This window comes from Ferribacterium limneticum (assembly GCF_020510565.1).
Taxonomy (GTDB): Bacteria; Pseudomonadota; Gammaproteobacteria; order Burkholderiales; family Rhodocyclaceae; genus Azonexus; species Azonexus limneticus_B.
Genome location: NZ_CP075189.1, coordinates 2587420 through 2614378, shown reverse-complemented (window position 1 = coordinate 2614378; position 26959 = coordinate 2587420). Strand labels below are relative to the sequence as shown.

Annotated in this window: 27 protein-coding genes and 1 tRNA gene; 15 read left to right on the top strand and 13 right to left on the bottom strand. The window is 61.0% G+C overall.

What is annotated here, in order from left to right:
- Window positions 1-44: 44 nt before the first annotated feature.
- The 5 genes from KI610_RS12630 to KI610_RS12610 form a co-directional block, all read right to left on the bottom strand.
- Window positions 45-491: a universal stress protein gene (locus KI610_RS12630; RefSeq protein WP_226495318.1), complete on the bottom strand. Its 447-nt coding sequence runs from the start codon at window positions 489-491 to the stop codon at window positions 45-47.
- Window positions 492-565: 74 nt separating this feature from the next.
- Window positions 566-3331, bottom strand: a complete 2766-nt coding sequence (locus tag KI610_RS12625) for an FAD-binding and (Fe-S)-binding domain-containing protein (RefSeq protein ID WP_226495317.1) — start codon at window positions 3329-3331, stop codon at window positions 566-568.
- 604 nt (window positions 3332-3935) lie between these two features.
- Window positions 3936-5369, bottom strand: coding sequence for a LutB/LldF family L-lactate oxidation iron-sulfur protein (locus KI610_RS12620; protein ID WP_226495316.1), 1434 nt, complete (start codon window positions 5367-5369; stop codon window positions 3936-3938).
- A complete protein-coding gene (locus KI610_RS12615) occupies window positions 5366-6034 on the bottom strand; it encodes a LutC/YkgG family protein (RefSeq protein ID WP_226495315.1) in 669 nt (222 codons plus the stop codon). The genes KI610_RS12620 and KI610_RS12615 overlap by 4 nt, the downstream gene beginning before the upstream one ends.
- The gene (locus KI610_RS12610) at window positions 6031-6813 is read right to left on the bottom strand and encodes a (Fe-S)-binding protein (RefSeq protein WP_226495314.1); all 783 of its coding nucleotides are present in this window, start codon (window positions 6811-6813) and stop codon (window positions 6031-6033) included. The genes KI610_RS12615 and KI610_RS12610 overlap by 4 nt, the downstream gene beginning before the upstream one ends.
- Window positions 6814-6985: 172 nt before the next feature.
- On the opposite strand from KI610_RS12610, the gene KI610_RS12605 reads away from it, so the two are divergent.
- Both KI610_RS12605 and ppsA read left to right on the top strand, forming a co-directional pair.
- On the top strand, window positions 6986-7762 hold the full coding sequence (locus tag KI610_RS12605) for a GntR family transcriptional regulator (protein WP_226495313.1): 777 nt from the start codon (window positions 6986-6988) through the stop codon (window positions 7760-7762).
- Window positions 7763-7794: 32 nt separating this feature from the next.
- Complete coding sequence (gene ppsA, locus KI610_RS12600) at window positions 7795-10170, top strand: phosphoenolpyruvate synthase (protein ID WP_226495312.1); 2376 nt, start codon at window positions 7795-7797, stop codon at window positions 10168-10170.
- Window positions 10171-10406: 236 nt separating this feature from the next.
- Here the strand turns inward: ppsA and KI610_RS12595 are convergent, their stop codons facing one another.
- The 3 genes from KI610_RS12595 to KI610_RS12585 all read right to left on the bottom strand — a co-directional run bounded on the left by KI610_RS12595 (window position 10407) and on the right by KI610_RS12585 (window position 13171).
- Window positions 10407-10898, bottom strand: a complete 492-nt coding sequence (locus KI610_RS12595; protein WP_226495311.1) for an RNase H family protein — start codon at window positions 10896-10898, stop codon at window positions 10407-10409.
- Between the two features lie 295 nt (window positions 10899-11193).
- Window positions 11194-12045: an S-formylglutathione hydrolase gene (gene fghA / locus KI610_RS12590; protein ID WP_226495310.1), complete on the bottom strand. Its 852-nt coding sequence runs from the start codon at window positions 12043-12045 to the stop codon at window positions 11194-11196.
- A 10-nt stretch (window positions 12046-12055) separates the two neighbouring features.
- The gene (locus KI610_RS12585) at window positions 12056-13171 is read right to left on the bottom strand and encodes an S-(hydroxymethyl)glutathione dehydrogenase/class III alcohol dehydrogenase (protein ID WP_404827402.1); all 1116 of its coding nucleotides are present in this window, start codon (window positions 13169-13171) and stop codon (window positions 12056-12058) included.
- A 127-nt stretch (window positions 13172-13298) separates the two neighbouring features.
- Here KI610_RS12585 and KI610_RS12580 point away from each other — a divergent pair, with 127 nt between their 5' ends.
- The 9 genes from KI610_RS12580 (at window position 13299) to KI610_RS12540 (ending at window position 22152) form a co-directional block, all read left to right on the top strand.
- Window positions 13299-14210: a LysR family transcriptional regulator gene (locus KI610_RS12580; protein ID WP_226495309.1), complete on the top strand. Its 912-nt coding sequence runs from the start codon at window positions 13299-13301 to the stop codon at window positions 14208-14210.
- Window positions 14211-14383: 173 nt separating this feature from the next.
- Complete coding sequence (locus tag KI610_RS12575; RefSeq protein WP_226495308.1) at window positions 14384-16306, top strand: ATP-dependent DNA helicase; 1923 nt, start codon at window positions 14384-14386, stop codon at window positions 16304-16306.
- A gap of 5 nt (window positions 16307-16311) precedes the next feature.
- On the top strand, window positions 16312-17445 hold the full coding sequence (locus KI610_RS12570) for a hypothetical protein (RefSeq protein ID WP_226495307.1): 1134 nt from the start codon (window positions 16312-16314) through the stop codon (window positions 17443-17445).
- 17 nt (window positions 17446-17462) lie between these two features.
- Window positions 17463-17969: a molybdopterin-guanine dinucleotide biosynthesis protein B gene (mobB, locus tag KI610_RS12565; protein WP_226495306.1), complete on the top strand. Its 507-nt coding sequence runs from the start codon at window positions 17463-17465 to the stop codon at window positions 17967-17969.
- A complete protein-coding gene (locus KI610_RS12560) occupies window positions 17963-19171 on the top strand; it encodes a molybdopterin molybdotransferase MoeA (RefSeq protein ID WP_226495305.1) in 1209 nt (402 codons plus the stop codon). Before mobB ends, KI610_RS12560 begins: the two co-directional genes overlap by 7 nt.
- Entirely contained in the window at window positions 19168-19416 is a 249-nt protein-coding gene (gene moaD, locus KI610_RS12555) for a molybdopterin converting factor subunit 1 (RefSeq protein ID WP_226495304.1), read from the top strand. The genes KI610_RS12560 and moaD overlap by 4 nt, the downstream gene beginning before the upstream one ends.
- A 17-nt stretch (window positions 19417-19433) precedes the next feature.
- On the top strand, window positions 19434-20357 hold the full coding sequence (gene ylqF, locus KI610_RS12550; RefSeq protein ID WP_226495303.1) for a ribosome biogenesis GTPase YlqF: 924 nt from the start codon (window positions 19434-19436) through the stop codon (window positions 20355-20357).
- 100 nt (window positions 20358-20457) lie between these two features.
- Window positions 20458-20533, top strand: a tRNA-Asn gene (locus KI610_RS12545).
- A gap of 338 nt (window positions 20534-20871) precedes the next feature.
- Window positions 20872-22152 (top strand): hypothetical protein, encoded by a 1281-nt coding sequence (locus KI610_RS12540; RefSeq protein ID WP_226495302.1) that lies wholly within the window; start codon window positions 20872-20874, stop codon window positions 22150-22152.
- Between the two features lie 155 nt (window positions 22153-22307).
- On the opposite strand, the gene KI610_RS12535 is transcribed toward KI610_RS12540, so the two are convergent.
- Genes KI610_RS12535 through KI610_RS12525 form a run of 3 tightly spaced genes read right to left on the bottom strand, consistent with a single transcriptional unit; the run spans window position 22308 to window position 23530 of the window.
- On the bottom strand, window positions 22308-22523 hold the full coding sequence (locus tag KI610_RS12535) for a hypothetical protein (protein WP_226495301.1): 216 nt from the start codon (window positions 22521-22523) through the stop codon (window positions 22308-22310).
- Window positions 22517-22957, bottom strand: coding sequence for a rhodanese-like domain-containing protein (locus KI610_RS12530; protein ID WP_226495300.1), 441 nt, complete (start codon window positions 22955-22957; stop codon window positions 22517-22519). Before KI610_RS12530 ends, KI610_RS12535 begins: the two co-directional genes overlap by 7 nt.
- A gap of 42 nt (window positions 22958-22999) precedes the next feature.
- The gene (locus KI610_RS12525; protein ID WP_226495299.1) at window positions 23000-23530 is read right to left on the bottom strand and encodes a DUF3617 domain-containing protein; all 531 of its coding nucleotides are present in this window, start codon (window positions 23528-23530) and stop codon (window positions 23000-23002) included.
- A 91-nt stretch (window positions 23531-23621) separates the two neighbouring features.
- On the opposite strand from KI610_RS12525, the gene KI610_RS12520 reads away from it, so the two are divergent.
- The 4 genes from KI610_RS12520 (at window position 23622) to KI610_RS12505 (ending at window position 25530) form a co-directional block, all read left to right on the top strand.
- The gene (locus KI610_RS12520) at window positions 23622-24176 is read left to right on the top strand and encodes a YaeQ family protein (RefSeq protein WP_226495298.1); all 555 of its coding nucleotides are present in this window, start codon (window positions 23622-23624) and stop codon (window positions 24174-24176) included.
- Between the two features lie 49 nt (window positions 24177-24225).
- On the top strand, window positions 24226-24699 hold the full coding sequence (locus tag KI610_RS12515; RefSeq protein WP_226495297.1) for an OmpA family protein: 474 nt from the start codon (window positions 24226-24228) through the stop codon (window positions 24697-24699).
- Between the two features lie 143 nt (window positions 24700-24842).
- The gene (locus tag KI610_RS12510) at window positions 24843-25148 is read left to right on the top strand and encodes a type II toxin-antitoxin system HigB family toxin (RefSeq protein ID WP_226495296.1); all 306 of its coding nucleotides are present in this window, start codon (window positions 24843-24845) and stop codon (window positions 25146-25148) included.
- Window position 25149: 1 nt separating this feature from the next.
- Window positions 25150-25530: a helix-turn-helix domain-containing protein gene (locus tag KI610_RS12505; protein WP_226495295.1), complete on the top strand. Its 381-nt coding sequence runs from the start codon at window positions 25150-25152 to the stop codon at window positions 25528-25530.
- An 82-nt stretch (window positions 25531-25612) separates the two neighbouring features.
- On the opposite strand, the gene KI610_RS12500 is transcribed toward KI610_RS12505, so the two are convergent.
- Both KI610_RS12500 and KI610_RS12495 read right to left on the bottom strand, forming a co-directional pair.
- Window positions 25613-26047 carry a CBS domain-containing protein gene (locus tag KI610_RS12500; RefSeq protein WP_226495294.1) on the bottom strand — a complete coding sequence of 145 codons (435 nt, stop codon included), beginning with the start codon at window positions 26045-26047 and terminating at the stop codon, window positions 25613-25615.
- Window positions 26048-26187: 140 nt separating this feature from the next.
- Window positions 26188-26904: a zf-TFIIB domain-containing protein gene (locus KI610_RS12495; protein ID WP_226495293.1), complete on the bottom strand. Its 717-nt coding sequence runs from the start codon at window positions 26902-26904 to the stop codon at window positions 26188-26190.
- Window positions 26905-26959: the final 55 nt, after the last annotated feature.

Genomic DNA, 26959 nt, shown 5'->3' with positions numbered 1-26959 from the left:
AGGCTGGCAATCAGAATAAAAGGGTTTCGTACCGAGATGGCTGATTAGTGTTTTCTGACCAGAAGTACCGAAGCATCGGCGATCTTGGCCAGTTGTTCGGCCACCGAGCCGAGAATCAACGTGGCCAGGCCGCGCTGGCCGTGACGACCGATGACGATGAGGTCGACGCCCAGTTCCTTGGCCTTGTCGGAAATGACTTCGGAAATGCGACGGTTGCTGGCTTCGAGCATCAGCGCTTCGGCATCGACATCGGTGGCCGAGGCCATGGCGTCGTCGAGCAGCTTTTGTCCGCCCTTGATCAGGTTGGCTACAGCGCCATCGAGATTGACTGCGTGGGACATGGCATGACCGTGCAGGTTGAGGACGGTTTCGTCGGCAACGTGGGTGATGTAGAGCTTGGCCTTGCTCGTCCGGGCGATATGCAGGGCTTCGGCCAGGGCGCCGCGGGAGGTGGCGCTGTCGTCGATGGCGACCATAATCTTCTTGTACATGGGTGTTCTCCTTGAATTTGTTTGATCGGGCGTAACTTAGCAATTCGCTTGAGTTTGCGCTGTTAGGGAAATCCTCAACACGTTTGAGGTTGGCGGCTGCATCGCTCAAGCAAATAGGCGATGGATTGATAGTTGATGCCGGTTTCGGCAGTCAGGCCGATTTCGCAGGTGCGGTTGGTCGAGACGCCGCAGGCGCAGTTGGCCGGTAGATCCTTGTGGATATGGCGCAGGGCGTGGCGGTTGAGTTCAGGCACGACAAAGCCGCGGTCGCCGGCAAAGCCGCAGCAGGTGACGCCGGCTGGTTCGATGATCTGCTCGACGCAGGCGGCGAGCAGGGTTTTGAGCTTGGCATCGGCACCGGTTTTCCTGACGCTGCAATTGACGTGCAGGGCGATGGGGCCTGCCTCCTTGCTGATCATCAGGCGGGGCAGCAGCGCGTCATGGGCGAACTCGTGGAAGTCGTAGAGTTTCAGGCGGCCAGCGAGGTGCTTCTGCATGCGGACCGAGCAGGCACTGGCGTCCATGATCACCGGGTATTTGCCGTTCTGCGAGGCTTTCATGAGCGCTGTTTCGAGTGTGTTCGACATGCCGTCAGCTTCTTCCGCCATGCCCTTGCTGGCCAGCATCTGGCCGCAGCACAGGCTGTCGAAACCTTCCGGCAGGATCGGTGCATAGCCGGCGCGGGTGAGCAGTTCGAGGATGACGTCGCCGAGTTGCTTTTCGCCGGCGGTCGATGGGCCAAAGATGCGGCCGCCGCAGGTCGGGAAGTAGACCACCGGGTCACCCTGAGTCGTCCGTGCCACAGGGGCTTTGCCAGCGTGCGGCATGTTCTTCTTCCACGCGCCGCCCGAGATGCGGGCGAGGAAGTTGTCGCCGAGGACGCCGGAAACAGCGTGGCCGACGTTGAGGCCGAGGCGCGAGGCATTGGCCAACGTGCCGAAATGCTCGCCGGTCCACGCGTTGACGGCTCGCGCCGTGTCGCCCAGCTTGCGGCCGCGCAGGCGGCGGGTCAGGTCACCGGTGTCGATGCCGACCGGGCAGGCGGTCGAGCACAGGCCGCAGCCGGCGCAGGTGTCGAGGCCCATGTAGGCGTAGTCCTCGCCGACGCTGCCGGCTGGTTCGCCCGCTGCAGCACGCCGCGCCAGTTCGCGCACGCTGGTGATGCGCTGGCGCGGCGACAGAGTCAGCCGGTGCGACGGGCAGAGTGGTTCGCAGAAGCCGCATTCGATGCAGCGGTCGACAATGTCTTCGGCGGCCGGCATCGGCTTGAGGTTTTCGAGGTGGGCGTGTGGGTTGTCGTTGAGGATGACACCCGGGTTGAGGCGGTTTTCCGGGTCGAACAGCGCCTTGATCCGGCGCATCAGGTCGGCCGCCTCCTTGCCCCATTCGAGCTCGACGAAGGGCGCCATGTTGCGGCCGGTGCCGTGCTCGGCCTTGAGCGAGCCGTCGTATTTGTCGACGACCATGTGGCAGAGGTCGTCCATGAAGCGGGCGTAGCGGTCGACTTCGCTGGCATCGCCGAAATCCTGGGTGATGACGAAGTGCAGGTTGCCTTCCAGCGCGTGGCCGAAAATGATCGCCTCGTGGTAACCGTGGTGGCGAAGCAGGGCCTGCAGGTCGAGCGTGGCGTCGGCCAGGTTCTCGATGTGGAAGGCGACGTCCTCGATGAGCACCGTGGTGCCCGTGCGGCGCATGGCGCCAACGGCCGGGAAGGTGCCCTTGCGGACTTTCCAGTACATCTCGCAGGTCGCTGGATCGGTCGAGAACACCATCGGCTCGACGGTGGCGACGCCTTCCATCGCAGCATGAACTTGCGAAATTCGCTCATTTATCCCGTCGACCGTGGCAGCGCGGACTTCGATGAGCAGCGCGGCGGCTTCCTCGCCCAGTTCGCGCATGATGGCCGGCAGGCCGGGCTTGTTTTCGACCGAGTGCAGGGCAGGGCGGTCGAGCAGTTCGACGGCCGACACCGGCTGTGGCTTGAGGCGGATGACGGCTTCGCAGGCGGTGCGGATGTCCGGGAAGAAAACCAGCGCCGAGGCCTTGAACGGGTCGTCGACGACGGTGTTGTAAGTGATGCGCGAGATGAAGCCGAGCGTGCCTTCGGAGCCGATCATCAGGTGCGACAGGATGTCGATCGGGTCTTCGTAATCGATCAGCGCATTGAGGCTGTAGCCGGTCGTGTTCTTGATCTTGAACTTGTGGCGGATGCGTTCGGCCAGCTTGGTGTTGTTGCGCGTGTCGCGACCCAGACGCTCGAGTTCGCCGAGCAGCACGGCGTGGCTCTTCGAGAAAGCATCGACGCTCAGGTGATCCTCGGTGTCGAGCACGCTGCCGTCAGCCAGCATGACGCGCATGCCGGCCAGCGTCCGGTAGCTGTTCTGCGCTGTGCCGCAGCACATGCCGGAAGCGTTGTTGGCAGCGATGCCGCCGATCTTGGCGGCGCCGATGGAGGCCGGATCGGGGCCGATCTTTTTGCCGAACGGGGCGAGCCGGCGGTTCACTTCGCCGCCGATGATGCCGGGGCCGACCTTGACCTTGCTGGCGTCGGCATTTTGTTCGTAGGTGGCGAAACCTTCGCCGATCAGGGCGAGGATGCCATTGGTGATGGCCTGGCCGGAAAGACTGGTTCCGGCGGCCCGGAAGGTGACGGGGCGGTTGTGTTGTTTGGCGGTCAGCAGCACCTGGCGTGCTTCTGCCTCGTTTTCGATGACGGCGATCACCTCGGGCGTCAGGCGGTAGAAGCTGGCGTCGGTGCCGTAGGCCAAACGGCGCAGGTCATCGACGATGATCTGGTGCGGCGGGAGGTGGTCGCTCAGGGCGTGGATGAGGTCGCTCATGGGTGTGTGTCTCCTCAAGCTTTGGCGCTTGATTGGCGTTGGGTTCCGCCCTTGAGGGGCGTCTTACTTTTTCTTGCTTCGCCAAGAAAAAGTAAGCAAAAAGAAGGCGACCCTGGGTCGGTGCCGGCTGCGCCGGTTCCCTGTGCTACTCGGGACTGGCGGGGGCTGCGGAACTCGGGCTTCGCCCTCAGACAGTCCTCGCCCTTTATCCGCCAGCCCCTGCGTTGCTCGGCACCTCTCAAGGGGCCCGGTGAAACGATCCGGAGTTGAGCGTGGGTGTCAAAACAGCACTTTTCATTTTTGGCCGTTTTTTCCAGTTGACCGTGGAAACCGGTTTTTTGCGACGAAATGCTGAGCGCGGACGTTTTTGGGGTCCCCGTGGAAGGCGCTGAGCAACGCAGGAATGCCGGGGGCAGTCGGCTGGCGTTGTTTGAGCCGCAGGCGAGTTTAGCCAGCCGCCCGGCGTTCCGAGTAGCGCAAGGGACCGGCGTAGCCGGCGCCGCCCCCGGGGTCGCCTTTTCTTTGGCTACTTTCTTTTGGCGAAGCAAAAGAAAGTACGCCCGCCAGCAAGGCGGAACCCCATGCCAATCGGCAAGGGAAAACGTCATTCCCCGCGTTCCTTCAACATATCCCGCAACCGCCGAGGCGCCGGCTTCAACGGCACCCGAACTGAAGTCCACGCCCCTTGCTTCGAAGGCATCAGCCACGAAAACCGACTCCCCAACCAGGTAGCTACGCCGTACAAAGAAGGCGACCGATACACAGCAGCCCATCCCTTCCAGACAGAAGTCATCAACCAGCTATACCCCGCCCCCTGACCAACCATCGAAGGATTCGCATGCGGCGCGGTAAACGCCTCCTCCCGCAAACGCATTAGCAACTCCGGAATCGGAATCTTCACCGGACAAACTTCCCCGCAAGCCCCGCACAACGAGGATGCAGTGGCCATCGTAGAAGTCGCCTCCAGCCCCAGCATATGCGGCGAAATGATCTTGCCGATCGGCCCCGGGTAGGTCGTCCCGTAGGCATGACCACCAATCCGCGTATAAACCGGGCAGTGATTCATGCACGCCCCGCAGCGAATGCACTGCAGCGTCTTGCGCAACTGCTCGTCGGCATAGGCTTGTGACCGGCCATTGTCGAGCAGGACCAGATGCACTTCGCTCGGACCATCCTTCTCGCCCGGCTTGCGCGGGCTGGAGATCATGTTGAAGTAGGTCGAGATGTTCTGGCCGGTGGCCGAGCGGGTCAGGAGCGAGAGCAGCGGCGGCACGTGTTCGAGTTTCTCGACAATCTTCTCGATGCCTGTGATGGCGATATGCACCGGCGGTGCCGTGGTGCACATCCGGCCATTGCCTTCGTTCTCGACCAGACACAGCGTGCCGGTTTCGGCGACGGCGAAATTGACGCCGGAGAGGCCGATGTCAGCCTCCAGAAATTTCTGCCGCAGCACGTTGCGGCCGATCTGGATCAACGCATCGACGTTGTCGGTGTAATCGACGCCTTCGACCTTGTCGGCGAAGAGGCGGGCGATTTCCTCCTTGGTCTTGTGGATGGCCGGCATGATGATGTGCGACGGCTTCTCTCCCGCCAGCTGGACGATGTACTCGCCCATGTCCGATTCCAGCGCGCCGATTCCGGCCGCTTCGGCGGCGTGGTTAAGCTCGATTTCCTCGCTGACCATCGACTTGCCCTTGACCATCAGCTTGGCACTGCGCGCCTGGCAGATGCCGAGGATGATGGCGTTGGCTTCGTCCGGGGTCTCGGCCCAATGGACCTGGATACCGTTGCGGGTCAGGTTGGCTTCGAGTTGTTCAAGCAGCGTCGGCAGTTTGGCCAGATTGTATTGGCGGATGCTCTCGCCCAGCGTGCGCAGGCTTTCCAGTTCTTCCGAATCGGGAAACTGCGCCGCGCGCTTGCTCATCAGGAAATCCATCGCGCCGCGGAAACTCTGGCGCAGGAAGGGGTTGTCGACGACGGCCTTGGAGCGGGCGCGGAAGCCCTCCGAGGGCTTGAATTGCAGGATGTGCTCGCTCATTGTTCGTCTCCGATCATCAGCACGACCAGTTCCTTCGGACCATGCGCACCGTAGGCCAGCGTCTGCTGGATGTCGGCTGTTTTCGACGGGCCGGAGATGAGCAGCGAATTGGTTGGCAGGCCATTGGCCCAGCCTTCCGTCTGCATCGCTTCGAAAAAGGTGTTGTAGATTTTGCCGGCGTCGAGCAGCACGATATGCACCGGCGGCACCAGTGACATCAGGCGCGGCTCGTCGGCATTCGGCCACAGGATCAGTGTTCCGGTTTCGGCGATGGCGGCGCGGGCAACCGTCAGGCTGGCCGGCGTCTGCTGGAACATTTCCGACTTCCAGGCTTCGATGGGCAGGTCGTAGGTCTGGCAGTCGATGCCGTGACGCGGGAAGTCGTTGAGCACGGCTTCGCCATGCGCCGTTTCTTCCGCAACCAGCAGTTTGTCGATCTGCTTGGCGCGCAGGACTTCAAGCAGTTTGGCCAGCCAGTTGGCGGATGTCACCGCATGCACTTCGGCGTGCGCCAGTTCGATGCAGGCACGGAAGCGCTTGGCCTTGTCGGCTGATGATTCAACTACGCGATGCGTGGCAAACCAGCCGCCGACATCGGGCAGGGCCGGTGCAGTCGCAGGCATGGTCGCCTTCAATTTGCCAAGAATCCGGTCACGGGCGCTCATTTCGAAGTCCTCCGCAGCAAAAAGCTGGCGATGTGTTCACCCGGCAGGCTCGGCGTCTTGCGGCCTTCCTGTTCATCTTTCCAGGCGGCGTGGCCGAGGATGTTCATGAGGCAGCCGCAATCGGCGCTGACCACGCGTTCGGCGCCGGTCGCCTTCAAGGCCTTGACCTTGTCCTCAACCATCGCCCCGGAAATTTCAGGCTGCTTGACCGAGAAGGTGCCGCCGAACCCGCAGCATTCCGATTCGTGATCCTGTTGCGCCACGGTCACTTTGCCAAGACCGCCAAGCAGCTTGCGCCCGGTCAGATGCACACCCATTTCGCGACGAGCCGAGCATGAGGTATGCAGGACAACCGTGCAGTCGCTGCCCTTGTCTTCCGGCTGGAAATTCAGGACATTGACCAGAAAGTCCGTCAACTCGTAGATGCGTGAAGAGAGCGCTTCGGCCTGGGCCTTGCGCACCGGATCGGCAGCGAACAGCGTCGGGTAGTGGTGCTTCATCATGCCGGCGCAGGAGCCGGAGGGAACGACCACGGGCCAGTCATTCGGAAACAGCGTCAATTGATGCGCCGCAACCTTGCGTGCCTCGTCAGGAAAACCGCTCGTATACGCCGGTTGACCGCAGCAAGTCTGCTCTTCGGGAAAGTGCACGCGGATGCCTTGGCGTTCAAGCAGGGTGATGGCATCCATCCCGGCGCCGGGAAAGAACTGGTCGACGACACAGGTGGCAAAAAAATAAACGTCGCCAGGCCGTGCTACTGCGGATTCCGCTTGTTTCATCTTGTCTCCGTTGTGAATTATTTAACGGTAAAATGGTAAGACCAATATTCGTGTAGGTGAAAATTTACGTGAATACCGTGACTTAGTCAATAAACTAAGGGAATATCCTACGCTTGCACTTTGCCGAAACGCTGATTAGAATGTGCTGGTCTTACCAATCATGCCGAGCCCGATGCCCCTCAATAAAGTGCAGGTCCCGCGTATTTCCGATGCCGTCGCTGCTTCGTTGGAGCGCCGCATTCTGGAAGGCTCGCTGAAATCCGGCGACCGCCTGCCGCCGGAGCGCGAACTGGCGACCGAGTTTGGCGTCTCGCGTCCGTCGCTGCGTGAAGCGATCCAGAAACTGGCATCCAAGGGCATGGTACAGAGCAAGCAGGGCGGCGGCACGTACGTCACCAATGCGCTCGAAGCGACTTTTTTCGACCCGTGGCAGGACATGATGGGCAGCCATCCGAACCTGCGCGAAGACATGCTCGAATTCCGCCGCATGCTCGAAGGCCAGGCCGCCGAGTGGGCCGCCGAGCGCGCCACCGAAGCTGACTTGACGCGACTCGGCCAGCGCTTCGCCGCACTGAATGCGACCTTTACCAACGAAAACATGGATCAGCGCTCCGAGGCCGATATCGCCTTTCATCAGGCCGTCGGCGAGGCTGCCCACAATGCGCTGCTTGGCCATCTGTCTTCGGCCCTGCTGCGCCTCATGCACGACAACATCCGCCTCAATCTGGGCGAACTGAAAACCGTGCCGGCGGCCGGCGCCTTGCTCAAGAGCCAGCACGCCGCCATCTACGAGGCGATTGCCGGGCGCAAGCCGCAGGCTGCCCGCGCTGCCGCCGAAACGCACATCGATTTCGTCCGCGAAACGCTGGCCCAAACCCTGCGCAGCGTCGCCCGCCGCGAAACGGCTGCCCGTCGTCTCAGTCCTGATTTTTCCGACTCCACTTCCTGATTTTCAATTCAACTTTCCTGCAAGGAACCCCCATGGAACCGCTCGTCCTACCTTTCGAAAAACTCCGAATGAACGACGTCGACAAAGTCGGCGGCAAGAATTCTTCCCTCGGTGAAATGATCAGCCAGTTGGCTGACACCGGCGTTCGCGTGCCGGGCGGCTTCGCCACGACGGCCCAGGCCTACCGCGATTTTCTCGCCCAGTCCGGCCTCGACGCCAAGATCAACGCGGTGCTCGACGTGCTCGATGTCGATGACGTCAATACCCTGGTCAAGACCGGTGCCGAGATCCGCCAATGGATCATGGACACCCCGTTCCCGATGGACCTGACCATCGCCATCACCGAGCAGTACCAGCGCCTGGTCGCCGATTCGACTACCGACATGTCCTTCGCCGTGCGCTCCTCGGCTACCGCTGAAGACTTGCCGGACGCTTCCTTTGCCGGTCAGCAGGAAACCTTCCTGAACATCGTCGGCCTGGAAAACATCCTGCACGCCATCAAGGAAGTGTTCGCTTCCCTGTACAACGACCGCGCCATTTCCTACCGCGTGCACAAAGGCTTCGTCCATGCCGACGTCGCCCTGTCGGCCGGTATCCAGCGCATGGTTCGCTCGGACAAGGGCGCCGCCGGCGTGATGTTCACGCTCGACACCGAATCCGGTTTCCGTGATGCCGTCTTCGTGACCTCAAGCTACGGCCTCGGCGAAACGGTCGTTCAGGGCGCCGTCAATCCGGACGAGTTCTACGTGCACAAGCCCATGCTGGCCGCTGGCAAGCATGCCGTCGTGCGTCGCAACCTCGGTTCCAAGATGATCAAGATGACCTTCTCGGCTGAAAAGGTCGCCGGCAAGTCGGTGATCACCGAGGAAGTCGAAGAATCCCTGCGCCACCAGTTCTCGCTCAATGACGAAGAAGTCATGGAACTGGCCCGCTACGCCATGATCATCGAAAAGCACTACGGTCGTCCGATGGACATCGAGTGGGGCAAGGATGGTATCGACGGCAAGCTCTACATCCTGCAAGCCCGTCCGGAAACCGTGCAGTCGCAGGCCGGGGCCGGCAAGGTTGAAAAATTCAAGCTCAAGTCCTTCTCCAAGGTGCTCGCTTCCGGCCGCGCCATCGGTCAGAAGATCGGTGTCGGCCCGGTCCGCATCGTCAAGGACCCGAAGGAAATGGACCAGGTCAAGCCGGGTGACGTGCTCGTTGCCGACATGACCGACCCGAACTGGGAACCGGTCATGAAGCGCGCTTCGGCCATCGTCACCAACCGTGGCGGCCGGACCTGCCACGCCGCCATCATCGCCCGCGAACTGGGCATCCCGGCCATCGTCGGTTGCGGTGACGCCACCGAAACGCTGACCGAAGGCGAAATCGTCACGGCATCCTGTACAGAAGGCGACACCGGCCACGTCTATCGCGGCAGCCTCGATTTCGAAGTCACGACGCGCGATATCACCGCCATGCCGGACGTCCCGGTCAAGGTCATGATGAACGTCGGCAACCCGGAACTGGCCTTCGAATTCGCCCAACTGCCAAACGCCGGCGTCGGTCTGGCCCGCGTCGAGTTCATCATCAACAACGTCATCGGCATCCACCCCAAGGCCATCCTCGACGTCGAGCGTCTGCCGGCTTCGAAGCGCGACGAAATCAAGCGCCGCGCCCGTGGCTACGCTTCGCCGAAGGAATTCTTCGTCGAGAAGCTGGTTGAAGGCGTGTCCACCATCGCCGCCGCCTTCTGGCCGAACCCGGTCATCGTCCGTCTCTCCGACTTCAAGTCCAACGAGTACCGCAAGCTGCTCGGCGGCGAGCTCTACGAGCCGGAAGAAGAAAACCCGATGCTCGGCTTCCGCGGCGCCTCTCGTTACATCGCCCAGTCCTTCCGCGACTGTTTCGAGATGGAATGCCGCGCCATGAAGAAGGTCCGCGAAGAAATGGGCCTGACCAACGTGCAACTGATGGTGCCGTTTGTCCGCACCGTCGGCGAAGGCCAGGGCGTCGTCGATCTGCTGGCTGAACATGGCCTCAAGCAGGGCGAGAACGACCTCAAGCTCATCATGATGTGCGAAATCCCGTCCAACGCGCTGCTGGCCGAAGATTTCCTCAAGATCTTCGACGGCTTCTCGATCGGCTCGAACGACCTGACCCAGCTCACCCTCGGCCTCGACCGCGACTCCGGCCTCGTCGCCAACCTCTTCGACGAACGCGACCCGGCCGTCAAGATGCTGCTCTCGATGGCGATCTCGGCCGCCAACAAGATGGGCAAATACATCGGCATCTGCGGCCAAGGCCCGTCCGACCACCCCGATCTGGCCGAATGGCTGATGGATCAGGGCATCAGCAGCATCTCGCTGAACCCGGATACCGTGGTCGACACGTGGACGCAACTGGCGAGTCACAAGAAGGCCTGATTGCCGCGAAGACCGTGGTTTCCACGGTCAACCGGAAAAATGAGCCAAAAATGAAATGGCCGGGAGCGATCCCGGCCTTTTTCGTTTCGTTGACTTGATAGTCGTTGCTTAAATGAATAAACCAGACGATGACGAGGCCATAAATGGATGTGTCGGCGATCTGATCGAAGGCTCGCATACGCTGCCAGTTGCGCCGACCCGATGAAGTCTTCGTCACCCCCTTAGGTTGGTAGGGCCTAGCGCGCGGCCTCCGCCGCGTGCTGATCGGCCAGGATGTTGCCCCGGCAACTGCCGTGTCCCTTGATCCAGCAAATGGACGCATTGGCCAGGGTGACGACTAGTTCCTGCTCGCCGAGCATCTGCCGCAACTCGGGGTCCTGCTCCAGACCTTCGGTCTTGCAGCGGTTGAGCCGAAGCACTGCGTCCTGATTATCCGAAAACAACGCGAACTGTTGGCCGGGGAACAGGTCTCGGGCCTGTTCCAGTGCAAAAAGCGTTGCCTGCAGTTCGAGTTCGTTGCTGCCGATGATGGGCACGGTGCGCGACCTGACGACCGCGTCGCTGTCCGGCGTGGCAAAGAGGATGGCGGCGAGTCCGCCGTGCCGTTTCTGGCTGGCGTCGCTGAAGACCTGCAGGTGTCCGGCGTAGAGCGGGGCGAGTCGTAAGGGCAGCGGGCTCACCGACGGGTGGATGACTCGGGCAATTTTCTTTTTTCGTCTTTTCGACATGCTGGCTGGCTGGCGGGCGAATGCGTTGGCTGAAAGGATAGCCGAAAGTGCCGCCCTGAAAAGGCGAAAGCCTCGTACCGGGGGGAGTACGAGGCTTTCTGGACGGCCCGGGGGAGGGGGAGGTGGGTAGGGCCGTCAGGGCTGATGTCTGGTCAGCGCATGTGTCCAAGATAAGGGACGGGCCAGCGGACTTCAAGTAACCGTTTGCAACAGTGCGTGTCGTTGTGTGCGCAGCCGTATTGCGCTGCCGCAGAGCACGCCGCCATCGGCTTTCTGACCGAAGGCGGCGTGATTCTCAGGCTGACGGCAGGAGTGCCCGGGCGTGATGGCGCAGGTGGTCTTCGATGAAACTGGCGATGAAATAATAGCTGTGGTCGTAGCCGTGCTGCATGCGCAAGTCGAGCGGGTGTCCGGCAGCCAGCGCGGCGACCTGCAAGACCTCCGGTTTGAGCTGGACGCTCAGGAACTGGTCGCGGTCGCCCTGATCGATCAGGATCGGCAGTTTTTCGGCCGCCGTGGCAATGAGCTGGCTGGCATCCCATTCGCGCCATTGCGAGCGGTCTTCGCCGAGGTAACGCGAGAAAGCTTTTTCGCCCCAGGGCACGATCATCGGGTTGCAGATTGGCGCGAAGGCCGAAAGCGACTGGTAGCGGCCCGGGTTGCGCAGGGCGCAGACCAGCGCCCCATGGCCGCCCATCGAATGGCCGCTGATGCCGCGTTTGTCCGACACCGGAAAGCTGGCTTCGATCAGCGCCGGCAGTTCGTGCACCACGTAGTCGTGCATTCGGTAATGCTGCGCCCACGGCGCTTGTGTTGCGTTAAGGTAAAAGCCGGCACCGTGGCCGAAATCCCAGCCGCCATCCGGATCGCCCGGCACGTCATCGCCGCGCGGGCTGGTGTCGGGGGCGACGATAACCATGCCGAGTTCGGCGGCAATCCGCTGGGCGCCGGCTTTCTGCATGAAAGTCTCGTCGGTGCAGCTCAGGCCGGACAGCCAGTAGAGCACCGGCAGCTTCTCACCGCTTTCTATCTGCGGCGGCAGATAGATCGAGAACGTCATGTTGCAGCCAAGCGTCGTCGAGCGGTGCCGGTAGCGCTTGGTCCAGCCGCCGGCGCTTTTCTGGCAGGAAAGGTTTTCGAGCGTCATGGCCGGTGCCTTAGAAATGAATGACCGTGCGGATGCTCTTGCCTTCGTGCATCAGGTCGAAGGCGGTGTTGATCTCTTCGAGCGGCATGGTATGCGTGATGAAGGTGTCGAGCGGGATTTCGCCGGTGCGCGCCTTCTCGACATAGCCCGGCAGTTCCGTGCGGCCCTTGACGCCGCCGAAGGCCGAACCACGCCAGACCCGGCCGGTGACGAGCTGGAAGGGGCGGGTGGAGATTTCCTGGCCGGCCCCGGCGACGCCGATGATGGTCGATTCGCCCCAACCCTTGTGGCAGCACTCGAGCGCAGCGCGCATCAGGCTCACGTTGCCGACGCACTCGAAGGAGTAATCGACGCCACCGTCGGTCATTTCGACGATGAGTTCCTGAATCGGGACGTCGAAATGTTTCGGATTGACGCAGTCGGTGGCACCCAGTTTGCGGGCGATTTCAAACTTGGCGGGGTTGATGTCGATGGCGATGATGCGCGAAGCCTTGGCCATCTTGGCGCCGATGATCGCCGCCAGGCCGATGCCGCCCAGCCCGAACACGGCGACGGTGGCGCCTTCTTCCACCTTGGCGGTATTGAGCACGGCGCCGATGCCGGTGGTGACACCGCAGCCGAGCAGGCAGACCTTTTCGAGCGGTGCGCTCTTCGGGATCTTGGCCAGCGAGATTTCCGGCAGCACGGTGTATTCGGAGAAAGTCGAGCAGCCCATGTAGTGGTAGATCGGCTGGCCCTTGTAGGAAAAGCGGGTCGTGCCGTCCGGCATCAGGCCCTTGCCCTGGGTGGCGCGCACGGCCTGGCAGAGGTTGGTCTTGCCTGACAGGCAGAACTTGCATTTGCCGCATTCGGCCGTGTACAGCGGAATGACGTGGTCGCCGACAGCCAGCGAGGTGACGCCTTCGCCGATGGCTTCGATAATGCCACCGCCCTCATGGCCGAGGATGGACGGGAAAATGCCTTCCGGATCGTCGCCGGACAGCGTGAAGGCATCGGTATGGCAGACGCCGGAGGCGACGATGCGGACCAGGACTTCGCCAGCCTTGGGCGCCTCGACATCGACTTCGACGATTTGCAGGGGCTGGCCAGCAGCAAAGGCGACGGCGGCGCGGGACTTGATCGACATGGCGGAACTCACGGAATGGTGACAATGGTGCTGAGTATAATTAGCGCCTGGTTGCGGATAAATTGGCATTCAAGGAATGATTGTTGCTGAACAGGGATAATCAAATTCGTCGGGGAAGGCGCAGAAAATGAGTCGCTGGGAAGGGCTGGATGAATTTGTCGCCGTCGCCGAGTGCGGCAACTTCTCGCGTGCCGCCGAGCGCCTGCGCCTGTCGTCGTCGCATGTCAGCCGGCAGGTGGCATTGCTCGAAGAACGCCTGCAAGCCCGGCTGCTCTACCGGACGACGCGCCGCGTTTCGCTGACCGAAGCCGGCCAGACTTTCCTCGCCCGTTGCCAGCGCCTGATTGAAGAGCGCGACGAAGCCTTCCTGACTATCAGCGACCTGCACAGCGCGCCGACCGGCCTGCTGCGCATGACGGCCGCCGTCGCCTACGGCGAGCGTTTCATCGTGCCGCTGGTCAATGAGTTCATGGCAGGCTACCCGGCGCTCAAGGTTGAAATCGAACTGACCAACCGCACCCTCGACATGGTGCACGAGGGCTTCGATCTGGCCATCCGCCTCGGCCGGCTCAGCGAATCGAGCCTGGTCGCCACCCGGCTCGCACCGCGCGCCATGTACCTGTGCGCCGCGCCGGCCTACCTGGAAAAATATGGCCGGCCGCATACGCTGTCCGAACTCGGCCAGCACAACTGCCTGATCGGCACCGGCGACACCTGGAGCTTTCAGCAAAATGGGCACGAGCACCAGTTCCGGCCCAGTGGCAACTGGCGCTGCAACAGCGGTCAGGCCGTGCTCGATGCCGCGCTGCGCGGTTTTGGCTTGTGCCAACTGCCCGATTATTACGTCCTCGAACCCTTGCGCCGGGGCGAGCTGGTTTCCCTGCTCGACGCCAATCAGCCGCCGAATACCGCTGTCTGGGCCGTTTATCCGCAACGGCGCTACTCGCTGCCCAAGGTGCGTCTGCTGGTCGATGCGCTGAAGGCGGGGTTGGCGCTGTGCCCGGAATATCGGGGGCAGGCTGACGATCAGCGGGCCTGATTGAGCCGTCCGTAAAACCCCTCCCCAGCCCTCCCCTTGTCAGGGGAGGGGGCTTGATCGCGCTCGGTTTGGGGTTCTCCTCCCCTGATAAGGGGAGGCCGGGAGGGGTTGGAATGACGTCGGCAGACCCCGCATCTGCTAAGATTCGGCCCTGATTTTTCAGGCTTCTTCCCTTGTCTTCCCTCCCGGAAATATTCTCTCCCGAAGGCCCGCTCGCCCGGGCCATCAGCGGTTATCGCATCCGCGAACAGCAGCTTGACATGGCCGAGCGCATCGCCGCCGCCATCAAGGGCTGTTCGGTCTTCATCGCCGAGGCCGGCACCGGCACGGGCAAGACTTTCGCCTACCTCGTCCCGGCCTTGCAGTCGAACGGCAAGGTAATCGTCTCCACCGGCACCAAAACACTGCAGGATCAGCTCTTCAACAAGGACCTGCCGATGGTCCGCGACGCGCTCAAGGCACCGGTGAAGATCGCGCTGCTCAAGGGCCGGGCCAACTACGTTTGTCCTTATCACCTGCAACACGCCATCGCCGACGGCCGTTTCCTGACCCGCGAGGACGCCGCCGATGCCCGTCGCATCTCGGTTTTCGCCAAGACCACGCAGAGCGGCGACAAGGCTGAATGCATCGAGGTTTCCGAGAATTCGCCAGTGTGGAGCCACGCCACCTCGACGCGCGACAACTGCCTTGGCCAGGAATGCCCGGACTACAAGGAATGCTTCGTCATGCTCGCCCGGCGCGAGGCGATGGCGGCCGATCTGGTCGTCGTTAATCACCACCTGTTCTTCGCCGACGTCATGCTTCGCGACGAAGGCATGGCCGAACTGCTCCCCGCCTGCAACACGGTCATCTTCGACGAAGCCCACCAGCTGCCGGAAGTAGCGACGCTCTTCTTCGGCGACAGCATTTCGACGGCGCAGGTCCTCGATCTGGCCCGCGACGTCCGCGCCGAAGCGCTGACCAACGCCCGCGACTGCCTGGCTCTGCCGGAAACCAGCAAGAAGGTCGAAAAGGCCGCCAAGGACTTGCGGCTGGCCGTCGGCGTCGACAGCGGCCGCTTCTCCTACGGTCAACTGGAAGAAAAGCCTGATTTTGAAGCCGCCCTCAAGGCGCTAGAGGCCGAAGTGGTGGCCTTCGCCGCCTTGCTCGAAACCCAGGCCGAACGCGCCGAGGGCCTCGAGAAATGCTGGCAGCGCGCCACCGAACTCGTCCAGCACCTCGCCCAGTGGCAGAACCCGACGCCCGGCTACGTCCGCTGGGCCGAAGCCTTCACCCATTCGCTGCAGCTCAACGCGACACCGCTCAATGTCGCCGAAATTTTCCGCAAGCAGATGGGCGGCCATCCGCGGGCGTGGATCTTCACCTCGGCCACCTTGGCCGTGCAGGGCAAGTTCCACCACTACTGCGCCGAACTCGGCCTCGGCGAGCCGGATTCCGCCTGCTGGCACAGCCCCTTCGACTACGACAAGCAGGCCATCCTCTACGCGCCGCTCGGCATGCCCGACCCGAACGACTGGAACTACACCGATGCCGTCGTCGACGCTGCCTGGCCGGCCGTCAAGGCGGCCAACGGCGGCGCCTTCTTCCTGTGCACCAGCTTGCGTGCCATGCGCCGCACGCACGAACTGCTCAAGGCCAAGCTCGAAGACGAAAACATCGACATGCCGCTGCTCGTCCAGGGCGAGGGCAGCAAGAACGATCTGCTGCAACGCTTCCGCCACCACGGCAATTCCATCCTGGTCGGCAGCCAGAGCTTCTGGGAAGGCGTCGACGTGCGCGGCGAGGCGCTGTCGCTCGTCGTCATCGACAAGATTCCCTTCGCGCCGCCCGACGACCCCGTGCTCTCGGCGCGCATCGAGCAGATGAAAAAGGAAGGCCGCAACGCCTTCATGGAATACCAGCTGCCGCGCGCTGTCATCAACGTCAAGCAGGGCGCCGGCCGGCTGATCCGCGACGAGAACGACAAAGGCGTGCTCATGATGTGCGATCCACGACTCATATCAAAGCCCTACGGCCGCCGCGTCTGGCAAAGTCTGCCGCCCATGAAACGAACCCGCGAACTGCAGGTCGTCCTCGATTTCTTCGCCAACCGGTAAAGCGGATGAAAACCATCTTCGAGCAAATGCGCGCGCAGCAGCCGCAATTCTTCTCCAGCGCCGACATCACCATCGCCGTCGGGCCGATGCAGGCCATGGCCAACATCATTACCGCCATTGAGTCAGTCATCGCAATGCCCGCCTATCAGGCACATGCGCTGGCCCAGGCGCCGGAAATCGCCCGCCTGCCGGTCAAGTCGCGCGGCGTTTTCATGGGCTACGATTTTCACCTGACCGAAACCGGCCCCAAGCTCATCGAGATCAACACCAACGCTGGCGGCGGTCTGCTCAACGCCTACCTGCTTGCTTCGCATGGCCATGCGGAAGAGGCCGCGCGGATTCGCGACGAATACGTTGCCATGTTCCGCGAGGAATGGCGCCTGGAACGCGGTGACGCACCGCTGCGCCGCATCGCCATCGTCGATGAAAACCCGGCCGAGCAGTTTCTCGCCCCCGAATTCGCGCTCTTCAAGGAATTGTTCGAGCAGCACGGCATCGCCGCCGTGGTGGCCGATCCGGGCGAATTCGAGAGCGACGGCCAGCAGCTTTTGCACGCCGGCCAGCCCATCGACCTGATCTACAACCGCCTGACCGACTTCGCGCTCGATGCCACGGTCAACCGGAAAATTCGAGCAATTTTCGAATCGGGTGGCGTCGTCGTCACGCCGCATCCACGCGCCCACGCCCTCTACGCCGACAAGCGCAACCTCATGCAGCTCTCCGATGAGGCCGCGCTGCAGGCGCTCGGCGTCGACGAGGCAACCCGCCAGACCCTGCTCGCCGGCATCCCGAAAACCGTCGCCGTCACGCCGGAGCAGGGCGAGCAATTCTGGGCCGAGCGCAAACGCTGGTTCTTCAAACCGCCAGCCGGCTTCGGCAGCCGCGCCGCCTATCGCGGCGACAAGCTGACCAAGCGGGTCTTCGAAGAAATCCTGCACGGCGGCTACATCGCCCAGGAAATTGCGCATCCGTCCGAGCATGTCGTGCCGGTCGATGGTGTCGAAACGACCATGAAAGCCGACATCCGCTGCTACGTCTACGCCGGCCGCATCCAGCTCGTCGCCGCCCGCCTGTACCAGGGCCAAACCACCAATTTCCGGACGCCGGGCGGCGGTTTCGCCCCGGTTTTCGTGGCCTGAGCGAGTAAAATCCGCCCATGAAGATTTTCGGTATCGCCGGTTATTCCGGCTCCGGCAAGACGACTTTGCTGGAAAAGCTCATCCCCCAACTGACGGCGCGTGGCCTCAAGGTGTCGGTGATCAAGCACGCCCACCACGGTTTCGACATCGACAAGCCGGGCAAGGATTCGTACCGCCACCGCGAAGCCGGCGCCACCGAGGTGCTGCTCTCCTGCGGCGACCGCTGGGCGCTCATGCACGAGCGGCGCGACGAGGTGGAACCAACGCTCAACGAACTGATCAGCCACCTCTCACCCTGCGATCTCGTGCTAATCGAAGGCTTCAAGCAGGAACCGGTGCCCAAGCTCGAAGTCTACCGGCCGGAGAACGGCAAGCCGCCGCTCTTCCCCGAGCGCCACGACATCGTCGCCGTGGCCACCGACGCCGCCATCGAAACCAGCCTGCCGACGCTGCCGCTCAACGACTACGCCGCGATGGCCGATTTCGTCATGAACCACCTTAATTTGCAGGCCCGCCCATGCTGAGTTTTGAAGAAGCCCTGGAAAAACTGCTGGCCGCCGCCCAGCCGGTCGAGGAAATCCGCTCGCTGCCTATTACCGCCGCCGCCGGGCGCATTCTGGCCGTTTCCCAGCAGTCGACCGTAGCAGTACCGCCGCTCGACAACTCGGCCATGGACGGTTACGCCGTGCGCGTTGCCGACATCACCGCCGCCGGCGTCTGCCTGCCGGTCAGCCAGCGCATTCCGGCCGGCACGGTCGGCACCACATTGCAACCCGGCACGGCAGCCCGCATCTTCACCGGCGCCCCGGTCCCGGCCGGCGCCGACGCCGTGATCATGCAGGAACGCTGCGAGCACGGTGAAAACGGCGTCGTCATCAACCATATGCCGCGCGAAGGCGAAAACATCCGCCGGGCCGGCGAAGACATCTCGGTCGGCGCCGAAATCCTCAAGGCCGGCACCAAGCTGCGCCCGCAGGAAATCGCCCTGGCCGCCTCGGCCGGCCTGCCCGAACTGCCGGTCTATCGCCGCGTTCGCGTCGGCGTCTTCTTCACCGGCGACGAACTCGTCCAGCCGGGCGAGCCGCTGCCGCCCGGAGCCATCTACAACTCCAACCGCTATGCGCTGCGCGCCCTGCTCGAAGGCATGGGCTGCGAAGTCCGCGACCTCGGCGCCATCGCCGATACGCTCGAAGCGACCCGCGATGCCTTGCGCCGTGCCGCAGCCGACAACGATCTGGTGCTGACCAGCGGCGGCGTTTCGGTCGGCGAGGAAGACCACGTCAAGCCGGCCGTCGAAGCCGAAGGCCGGCTCGACATGTGGAAGATCGCCATCAAGCCCGGCAAGCCGCTGGCCTTCGGCGAAATCCGCAAGGCGGATGGCAAGGCCTGGTTCCTCGGCCTGCCCGGCAATCCGGTCGCCGCCTTCGTCACCTTCCTGACCATGGTTCGCCCGTTCATCCTGCGTTTGCAGGGGGCGGCCAGCGTTTCGCCGCGCGTCCTGAATCTGCCGTCCGCCTCGGTGTGGGGCAGGGCAGATGGCGCCCGCCTCGAATTCCTGCGCGCTTCGCTCAACGCGCAAGGCGCCGTCGAGTTATACAAAAATCAAGGCTCGGCCGTCGTCACCTCGCTGTGCTGGAGCGACGGGCTGGTCCTCAACCCGCCGGGCAACACCATCGCCGTCGGCGACACCGTGCGTTTTGTATCCTTCGCGGAGCTGCTGTCGTGAGCGTCAAAATTCTCTACTTCGCCGGCCTCAAGGAGGCCCTCGGCCTGCCTAGCGAAACCATCGAATTGCCGGCCGGCATCACCACCGTCGGCGGCCTGCGTGACTGGCTGGTCGGGCAGGGGCGCGACAAACTGGCCACCGCCAAAAACCTGCGCTGCGCCGTCAATCAGGACATGGCCAAGCTTGATGCCACAATAAAAGACGGCGACGAAATCGCCTTCTTCCCGCCGGTCACCGGCGGCTGAAAATAGAAAGAATATAAATGTCCATCCAATGGTTCCCGGGGCACATGACCCAGGCCCGCAAGAAGGCCGGCGAAACGCTGGCCGTGGCCGACGTCGTCGTCGAAGTGCTCGACGCCCGCCTGCCGCAAGCGAGCAGCAATCCGATGATCCACGAGCTGCGCGTCTTCCGTCAGCGCCCGTGCCTCAAACTGCTCAACAAGGCCGATCTGGCCGACCCCGAAGCGACCAAAGCCTGGCTGGCTTATTTTGACGCCCAGCCCGGCGTCAAGGCCGTCGCCATTTCGTGCAAGAAAGCCAGCGACGTGGCGCGCATCCCCGGTCTGGCGCAGAAGCTGGCGCCGCACCGCAACGACGCCGTCAAGCCGCTGCGCCTCATGATCATGGGCATCCCCAACGTCGGCAAATCGACGCTCATGAATGCGCTGGTCAAGAAAAAAGTCGCCGCAGTCGGCGACCAGCCGGCCGTCACCAAGACCCAGCAGCGCATCGACATCAGCAACCGCCTGACCCTCTACGACACCCCGGGCATGCTCTGGCCGAAGATCGACCACCCCATCGACGGCCTCATGCTCGCCGCCAGCCACGCCGTCGGCATCAATGCCTACATCGACGAAGAAGTCGGCACCTGGCTCGCCAACTACCTGCTCGAGGTCTACCCCAAGCTGCTCATGGCGCGCTACGGCTTTGCCACCGAAGGTATGGATGCCGTCGGCGTCATCGAAGCCATCGCCAAAAAGCGCGGCTGCGTGATCAAGGGGCGAGGCGGCGAACTCGATATGGAAAGAGCCGCTGCCATCCTGATCCTCGACTACCGCTCCGGCGCCCTCGGCCGCATCAGCCTGGAAACACCAGCGCTGCGGGCTTCCCGGCAAGCCGAGTTGAAGGCCGCGGGCAAACTGCCAGTGAATCCAGATCTTGTGGTCGACGACGGAAAAGCCTGATTTTCAATTTTTTGCTGCTCTGGAGACGCTCTCTATTGCAGCCTCTCAGCGGATTTGTATATAATCCGCGCCCTGTCAGCCGCAAGGCCGACAGCACCGTTCCTCGATAGCTCAGTTGGTAGAGCGCCGGACTGTTAATCCGTAGGTCCCTGGTTCGAGCCCAGGTCGGGGAGCCAGAAATACAAGCAAAAAGCCCAGGTCAAAAGACTGGGCTTTTTGCGTTTTTGGGTCGGCATAGCTGAGGCGTAGCCGGCCATGCTCAGAATTTGATCTGTCCCAGTAACCTTTCAGCATTGGAGACGCCGATTTTCATGGCGTGAAGAACATCTGGACTAATTCTATGCATGACAACACGGAGCGTTTTGGGACGTGGCTTAGGAGCGAGTGACGATTCATTCGGACTCAATAGAGCGCGCCACATATTCTAATCTGCATTTTCCATAGGCTACATCAAGCCCCACACAAAAATGCGGTTAGAATTAAAAGCTCCAAAATAAAAACGTAGGCATGCGTTATGCGCACCATTTCGAATACCGAAGTCCGGCTTGATCGCGTAAATTACCAAGTAATTGGTGCTCCGCTAGTCCATGACAATCAGGTTGGCCAATACCTTGAATATATTCGGAAGTTGTATGAACGTATTTCCGAACGGGAGCAACATACTGGAATAACTAGATGGGCTCTCCTGGCTGGACTTGCGTACATGGCGTGGCAGTCCGTTCCTATGTTGGCAATAATCAAAGAAGCAGAACCTAGCTGGACTTACCTGTGGCTAATTAGTTCTTACTTGACGACTATTACTTTCTTTACGCACCATTTATATCAAAGCCTCAGCGTTAGCCGCCATGCTTCACCGTACGACTTTCGCCAAGTAAATGCGACAGCGAGCGCCGGGAGTCCCTTATCGCTTCTGATAATTATTGTTTCATTTTCTCCTGGTATTTTCTTATCTTACTTGGCTTGGCGAACAGTGCCAGAGCTTTCGGATCTCAATTATCGTTTTCTAAATCTTACAACGTGGTCGTTGTCCGTGTTTGCTGTGCTCCTCTCTGGAGCCGTTTTGTATAACGATCGCTACATAAAAAAGAATGGTTTCATGCCTCCATTTATATTGGCGGCAAATAAACAGTCTATTTCAATATTTATATTTCAAATAGTTTTTCCGCTATTCTTTATCGGTACAAGTGTCTACTTTTTTTCAATCAGCATAAACAAAATACCGTCGGCAATTTTCGAACCGGTGCTGCTGTTAAGTGGTTCAATTGCGTTAATCGCCCCCATTGCTGAAGTGGTTCTATCAGGTATCCGCAGACAAGAGCGGTTAAGTGTACTTGCGACTCTGGAGCGCGATATTTTGATGCACGATCTCTCTGCCGAGGAAATAAAAATCCGACTTGAGGATGACTTTATCGGTTGTGAGTTGGGCGATTGGGCCAAGCGACAAGTTGAACTGGTGCGCGCAGCACACACTTCAATTTCGACATATTGCAAAGATGCTCAAGATGTACTCCTGCAAGTTTCTCAACTAGACCCTTCCTTAAGATTTGAACGTATTGGGCGCATCAAACAATGTGTGAAGCTACTAGATTCAAAAATAGACGAGCTAAATGGTTGCTGGGAGCCACTTAATGCTTGGCTGATCGGCTGCAAAAGTCAGCCGTTCCTCGACCCTTATATTGCTCAGATCGTAGAGGGAACGCTGGCGGATCTATCCCCGTTAATGCAAACGGCAGTCAGGATGGCTCGAAACTCACTAGAGCTCCTAAAAAAACGTCTTGAAGAATTGGAGAGTTAACATATTTTCCTTTCGTGCTTTTTCTATCAATAGAAATGATTATTTGAAGTGACAGTTTGGATGGATTAATTTGGCTTTACAGCGGCCCGTATGTTTCAAGCCCATTTCAATTTTTGCCATTTTTCCCGGTTGACCGTGGCAAGCGGGATGCTGGGTTATCGCGGCGTCTGATCCAGCGCTTCCCAAATCCGCCAATGCCCGCAGGCCGAGCGGGCGCGGCGTTCGGAGTTGTCCCAGCCGCCGCCAAGGCAGAGGCCTTCCGAGGTTTCGGCTTCGATGAGGACGGTTCCCGGTTCTTCACCGGGTTGGCGCCAACCGCTCCAGTGCTCGCAACTGGCGCACCTTTTGCGGTCGACGGCGTGGTTCAGCAAGTTTTCGCGGCCTTGCACAAGGCGATGGTTTGCGTTGCCGGGACGACCGGGCCGCCGGCGCCGATCCAGCCCTTGATGCCGGACTTGACGTTGTAGACCGTGGCGTAGCCGGCTTGTTGCGAGAGGAACTGGCTGACGGCCTTGGTCCGGTTGCCGGTGCGGCAGATGACGATGACCGGCTCGTTCGGCTTGGCGAAGGGTTTGACCTTTTCCAGCCAGGCTGGGGCGTCGGCGCGGCCTCTTTCGTCGAAGAATGTGAGCAGTTTGCTGCCGCCGACGATGCCGGTTTCTTCCCATTCCGATTGCAGGCGAATGTCGACGACGGGGACGCCGCTTTGGCGCAGTTTGTCGAGCTGGGCGTTGTCGATGTCAATGACTTCGGCGTGGGCGAAGCTGGTGGCGGCGATCAGGCAGGCTAGGAGCAGGTGGCGCATGGCAATCTCGTGTATTAGAAAACGCTGATTATATGGGGCGCTTTACTGCTTTTGCTGGCGCTTCATCATTTCGCGCATCTGCGGATCGTTCATCATTTCCTGCATGTTGAATTTCTGCATGCCAGGCATGACGACGTCGCCCGGTTTTTGGCCGGCCTTGCAGGGGCCGAGCCAGCGGGCTTCCTGAACCATCTTCATTTCTTTCATGCCGTGCTGCGGCGGTTCGTAGCGGATCACCATGTCGTTGCGGTAGGCCGAGTCGAAATCGCCGGTGATGACGGAATCGCTGGTGCTGGTCACGCCTTCGTGTTTGCAGACGGCGTGAATGGTCATCTTGCCGGCGCCGCGACTGACGTCCATGACCGGGCAATTGACCTTTTCCTTGGCGCGTTCCTGCATCACGTTATCGCTGGCCTGATCGACGCACATCTGCATCGGGCCTTGCGAGGGCATGCCGGGCATCTGGGTCTTTATTTCCCACAGCCCGGATTTGCGGCGCGGGGCATCGGCGGCATCGGCCTGAACGGCGAAGAGGCTGGCGAGCAACAGGGGAAGGATGCGCAGTGGGCTCATGACGGAATCTCCTGATGATTGGCTAGTGATAATCGTAGTCTGCTTTGGGGAATGCGTCATGGGATAATCCGCGCTTTTTACGGGAACCGGCATGGCGCTCAAATCCACCATCTTCAAGGCCGAATTGCAGCTTGCCGACCTCGACCGTTCGCATTTTGGCGACTACACGCTGACCATTGCCCGACACCCATCGGAAACCGATGAGCGAATGATGGTTCGCCTGCTCGCCTTCGCGCTGAATGCGTCGGAGACGCTGACTTTCGGGCGCGGCCTGTCGGCGACCGAGGATGAGGCGGACCTGCAGGAACTTGACCCGACGGGCAGCGTCGAGCGCTGGATCGACGTCGGGCTGCCTGACGAGAAGGCGATTCGCCGGGCCTGCAACCGTTCGCGGCATGTGATGGTGCTCAGTTATGGCGGGCGGACCGCTGAAATGTGGTGGCAACAGACTCAGGGCAAGGTGTCGGGGCAGAAGAATCTGCGCGTGCTGTCGTTGAGCGTCGAGGAGGGCAAGGCGCTGGCTGCGCTGGCGGCACGCGGCATGCGCCTGCAATGCACGATTCAGGATGGGGTGATCTGGCTCGGTGGCGATCAGGAACACGTCGAGCTGGCACCGAGAGTTCTCTTCGATAGCGATTCGGCATAGAATCCGAAGACGTTTTTGTGGCTCCGAGCAACTTTCTTGAGAGGTGACTATGGCTGCTAATGATGAAGACGAATCAACCGCGGTAATCGTCGGGGTATTGGCCGGGATCGTGCTGGCCGTTGTGGCGGTGGTTTATGGGGCGAGCGCCGGCAAGAACGTTCAGGCTGCGGCAAAGCCGGTTGCCGAGCAGGGCGAGATCGCACCGGTAGGCGAGGCGCTGGCCAAGGTTTATTTCGCCCTTGGCGCTGCGGTGCTCGACGAGGCGGACAAGGGCGTCGTCGCCAAGACGCTGGAGGCATTGGCGGCCAACCCGAAGGCCATCGTGCTGCTTTCCGGGTTCCACGATACTTCCGGCGATCCGGCCCAGAATGCCCAGCTGGCCAAGCACCGTGCGCAGTCGGTGCGCGATGCGCTGGTGGCGGGCGGCGTTGCTGCCGAGCGGATCAAGTTCCGCAAGCCGGAATCGACGCTGGGTACGGGTAGCCCCGAAGAGGGCCGGCGGGTCGAAATCCGCGTCCAGTAAGGGTTTTGTGTCTGGCGCAGGGCGAGCCTGAATGGCTCGCTTTTTTTTGCCATGTGAAATCCGTGTTTGGTATTTACTCCTGAGGCTGGCCCATGGATTGGGTGGAAAGTTGACTGGTCCCATTTTGGGACTATACTTCACCAATGCATATCGTTGCCGTCAAATTCTTGAGAGCGTTCTGGGAAAAGTACCCGGATGCAGAACAATCGCTCAAGTCTTGGGCCGATGAAGCGAAGAGGGCCAGGTGGGCGCAGCCCTCGGAAATCAAGGAGCAATACCGGAGCGCAAGCATCCTCAAAAATCGCCGGGTAGTGTTCAACATCAAGGGCAATGATTACCGACTGGTGGTGTCTGTTGCCTACCAATACCAAGCGGTCTATGTGAAATTCATCGGTACACACAAGCAATACGATGCGATAGACGCTGAAACTGTAGAAATGGAGGTCTGACATGGAAATTCGCCCGATTCACACCGAGGAGGACTACAAGGTGGCGCTACGCGAAGTCTCTGCCTATTTCGACAATGAGCCGGCTCCCGGTACCCCGGATGGCGACCGTTTTGAAATCCTGCTGACGCTTGTTGAGGTCTACGAAGCCAAGCGCTATCCGATTGATTTGCCCGATCCGGTCGAAGCCATCAAGTTCCGCATGGAACAGGCTGGGCTGACCCCGAAAGACTTGGTGCCAGCCATCGGCCGGCTGAATCGTGTCTATGAGATTCTGAACCGCAAACGGCCACTGACCTTGAGCATGATTTGGAAACTGCACCAGAAACTGGGCATTTCCGCTGAGTGCCTGATTCAGCCGCCCAAATTGCCATTGGCCGCCTAATCCCAATTGTGTTTGCACTAGGCTGCGTGTATCTGGGATGGGAGTTTTTGCTGCGCGCTTATAACGCGCAGGCTGGTCATTTTTAAAGAATGACGGTGATTTCTTCGCGGCGGACGAGATCCTGTTCCATCTGCAGGCCGTCCATATCGAGGGCGTCGTGCGCTGCCAGCAAGCCGACCGGGTGGCCGGCCTCATCAACGACGGGAATGTGCCGGAAGCCGCCTTCGTACATGAGGTGCAGGGCATGGCCGAAAGGCTTGTCGAGGCCGACGGTCTGGATGTTTCGGGTCATGATGGTGCTGACTGCGGTATTGGCCGGGTCGCAGTTGTTGGCGACCGCACGAAAAACGATGTCGCGTTCGGTGCAGATGCCGGCGAGAACGCCATTGTCTACGATGAGAATTGCCGATGAATGCCATTCCTTCATGATGATCGCAGCTTCACGCACGGTGGTGCCGGAGACTGTGGTGGGGAATGGCCGTCCTTTAATGACTTCACTAACCAGGCGGTTTGGCATGTTGGATCCTTTCGCTTCGGGTTGAGTAAATTTGCAGCATCAACCTAGGACATGGGGTAGCTACCTAAGTTCGCTTGCTGTTGGGCTCAATCCGGAAAGAACGACGTGCCTCGCTCTGGCCTCTGCTTCCGGCCGTTCGCCTAGCGCTTGATCAACGTCCAGACAAATTCGGCGCCGGCTGAAAGCAGGTCGATGGCGTCGATGATGCCGGCGTTTTCCGGCTCCTTCAGGCGTTTCTGGCGTGAGATTTCACGTTCACGCATCACGATGGCGTCGCCGAGCGCTTCGACGTCGCGTGTCGTGCGGCGTACTTCGGCATGCTGGTAGCGGCTGAGCGCCTGTTCGACGGCGGACGGGTCGAGGATGGTGATCGGCGCCCGGCAGTGGCCACAGGCGTGGTCCTTGCGGATATCGACCGGGGCGCCGCAGCCCATGCAGCGGATGATGCCGACTTTGGCCGACAGTTCGTCGATTTCGGCCGGGTTGAGCTGGCGGACGAAGCCCTTTTCGATCATGAACTGGGCGAAGGTGGTGAAACGACCATGTTTTTGCAGGCAGCGATGGTAGTTGAACTTGCCGCCGTGCTTGGCGACATCGAGGCCATGCAGGAGCTTTTCACTGCAGCGCGGGCATTTCAGCGGGTCGCGCAGCGGAGTGCGTTGGTCGTCGTGGTGTTCATGCAGCAGTTCGAACAGTTTGATGGTGCCGCCCGGTGTGATCTGCACGCTTTCAAACTCGTCGAACCAGATGCCTTGGCAGTTGAAACAGAGGTCAAGGACGACAGTGCCATGCAACAGGCGCTCGAAGGTCTTTTTGACCATCGGCTGCTGGCAGGAGGGGCAGGGCGTGGGTTTCATGGTGATTGGATACGGGGCAACAGGCAAGACTATAGCCGGGCTTTGGGCGTGCTGG

Excerpts from the sequence above, each read along its gene's own strand:
- KI610_RS12625 (WP_226495317.1), bottom strand. The coding sequence starts at position 3,331 with ATGAGCGACCTCATCCACGCCCTGAGCGACCACCTCCCGCCGCACCAG.
- KI610_RS12505 (WP_226495295.1), top strand. The coding sequence starts at position 25,150 with ATGGAAATTCGCCCGATTCACACCGAGGAGGACTACAAGGTGGCGCTA.
- KI610_RS12520 (WP_226495298.1), top strand. The coding sequence starts at position 23,622 with ATGGCGCTCAAATCCACCATCTTCAAGGCCGAATTGCAGCTTGCCGAC.
- mobB (WP_226495306.1), top strand. The coding sequence starts at position 17,463 with ATGAAGATTTTCGGTATCGCCGGTTATTCCGGCTCCGGCAAGACGACT.
- KI610_RS12530 (WP_226495300.1), bottom strand. The coding sequence starts at position 22,957 with ATGCGCCACCTGCTCCTAGCCTGCCTGATCGCCGCCACCAGCTTCGCC.
- KI610_RS12615 (WP_226495315.1), bottom strand. The coding sequence starts at position 6,034 with ATGAGCGCCCGTGACCGGATTCTTGGCAAATTGAAGGCGACCATGCCT.
- KI610_RS12585 (WP_404827402.1), bottom strand. The coding sequence starts at position 13,171 with ATGTCGATCAAGTCCCGCGCCGCCGTCGCCTTTGCTGCTGGCCAGCCC.
- ylqF (WP_226495303.1), top strand. The coding sequence starts at position 19,434 with ATGTCCATCCAATGGTTCCCGGGGCACATGACCCAGGCCCGCAAGAAG.
- KI610_RS12580 (WP_226495309.1), top strand. The coding sequence starts at position 13,299 with ATGAGTCGCTGGGAAGGGCTGGATGAATTTGTCGCCGTCGCCGAGTGC.
- KI610_RS12515 (WP_226495297.1), top strand. The coding sequence starts at position 24,226 with ATGGCTGCTAATGATGAAGACGAATCAACCGCGGTAATCGTCGGGGTA.
- KI610_RS12560 (WP_226495305.1), top strand. The coding sequence starts at position 17,963 with ATGCTGAGTTTTGAAGAAGCCCTGGAAAAACTGCTGGCCGCCGCCCAG.
- KI610_RS12540 (WP_226495302.1), top strand. The coding sequence starts at position 20,872 with ATGCGCACCATTTCGAATACCGAAGTCCGGCTTGATCGCGTAAATTAC.
- KI610_RS12595 (WP_226495311.1), bottom strand. The coding sequence starts at position 10,898 with ATGTCGAAAAGACGAAAAAAGAAAATTGCCCGAGTCATCCACCCGTCG.
- KI610_RS12525 (WP_226495299.1), bottom strand. The coding sequence starts at position 23,530 with ATGAGCCCACTGCGCATCCTTCCCCTGTTGCTCGCCAGCCTCTTCGCC.
- KI610_RS12500 (WP_226495294.1), bottom strand. The coding sequence starts at position 26,047 with ATGCCAAACCGCCTGGTTAGTGAAGTCATTAAAGGACGGCCATTCCCC.
- KI610_RS12605 (WP_226495313.1), top strand. The coding sequence starts at position 6,986 with ATGCCCCTCAATAAAGTGCAGGTCCCGCGTATTTCCGATGCCGTCGCT.
- fghA (WP_226495310.1), bottom strand. The coding sequence starts at position 12,045 with ATGACGCTCGAAAACCTTTCCTGCCAGAAAAGCGCCGGCGGCTGGACC.
- KI610_RS12630 (WP_226495318.1), bottom strand. The coding sequence starts at position 491 with ATGTACAAGAAGATTATGGTCGCCATCGACGACAGCGCCACCTCCCGC.
- KI610_RS12510 (WP_226495296.1), top strand. The coding sequence starts at position 24,843 with ATGCATATCGTTGCCGTCAAATTCTTGAGAGCGTTCTGGGAAAAGTAC.
- KI610_RS12620 (WP_226495316.1), bottom strand. The coding sequence starts at position 5,369 with ATGAGCGAGCACATCCTGCAATTCAAGCCCTCGGAGGGCTTCCGCGCC.
- ppsA (WP_226495312.1), top strand. The coding sequence starts at position 7,795 with ATGGAACCGCTCGTCCTACCTTTCGAAAAACTCCGAATGAACGACGTC.
- KI610_RS12610 (WP_226495314.1), bottom strand. The coding sequence starts at position 6,813 with ATGAAACAAGCGGAATCCGCAGTAGCACGGCCTGGCGACGTTTATTTT.
- KI610_RS12570 (WP_226495307.1), top strand. The coding sequence starts at position 16,312 with ATGAAAACCATCTTCGAGCAAATGCGCGCGCAGCAGCCGCAATTCTTC.
- KI610_RS12495 (WP_226495293.1), bottom strand. The coding sequence starts at position 26,904 with ATGAAACCCACGCCCTGCCCCTCCTGCCAGCAGCCGATGGTCAAAAAG.